The sequence below is a fragment of the Paenibacillus sp. 2TAB19 genome, from assembly GCF_052115185.1.
Classification (GTDB): Bacteria; Bacillota; Bacilli; order Paenibacillales; family Paenibacillaceae; genus Pristimantibacillus.
The window spans coordinates 1-659 of the sequence record NZ_JBFRGE010000220.1 but is presented as its reverse complement, the minus strand read 5'-3'; the positions used below and the strand labels follow the sequence as shown (position 1 = coordinate 659).

1 protein-coding gene is annotated in these 659 nt (G+C 35.8%); it reads left to right on the top strand.

Going from position 1 to position 659, the window contains the following annotated elements; all coding sequences use genetic code 11:
* Positions 1-360: 360 nt before the first annotated feature.
* On the top strand, positions 361-659 hold a 299-nt coding region (locus tag AB4Z33_RS31135), incomplete at its 3' end, for a MerR family transcriptional regulator (protein ID WP_442053596.1).

Sequence of the window (659 nt, the reverse complement as noted above, 5' to 3'; positions counted from 1 at the left end):
TAAACTGCCCTTTAGCTTAATGAAAAATGGAGCAGTTGCCCGATCGCAATCTGCTCCATATTGTATTCAACTAAAGTTCCTCGTTAGCTTAAAGACGTCTGCCACTTTCAATCACTTATTAATTTTATCTGCAGTAGCTTTTCCATAAATATTTTTATAAGAGGTTTCATAAGCAACAGCTTCAGTGGGTTTAATGCCCGGAATTAAGTAAAGTTTTATTCCATTTGGAAAATACGAAGTTGAATTGTTTGGTTTTTATTCCTTCGACAGACTAAAATATTTTTTTGTTGACTTAAACCATGGTTTAAGTCGTATCATATTCCTGTCGACAATGAAAGATAAAATTTTGGAGGCCTCCAGATGAAGTATTGTTCAATTAGCGAAGCTGCAGCCAAATTCGATATTCCAGAATCAACGTTACGTTATTATGAAAAAAAAGGACTACTACCACTAATCGAGCGTGATGAAGCTGGGAGGCGGTTATTTTCAGAAGATCAAATTACGCTCCTTGAAATCGTTATTTATTTAAAAAACACGCACATGCCAATAAGTGGTATCAAGCAATATGTTGACTGGGTAGTAGAAGGAGATAACACCATTGAACTCCGACTTGGAATGATGAAGAATCACAAGCAAGCTGTGATAGCTGAAATTTGCTT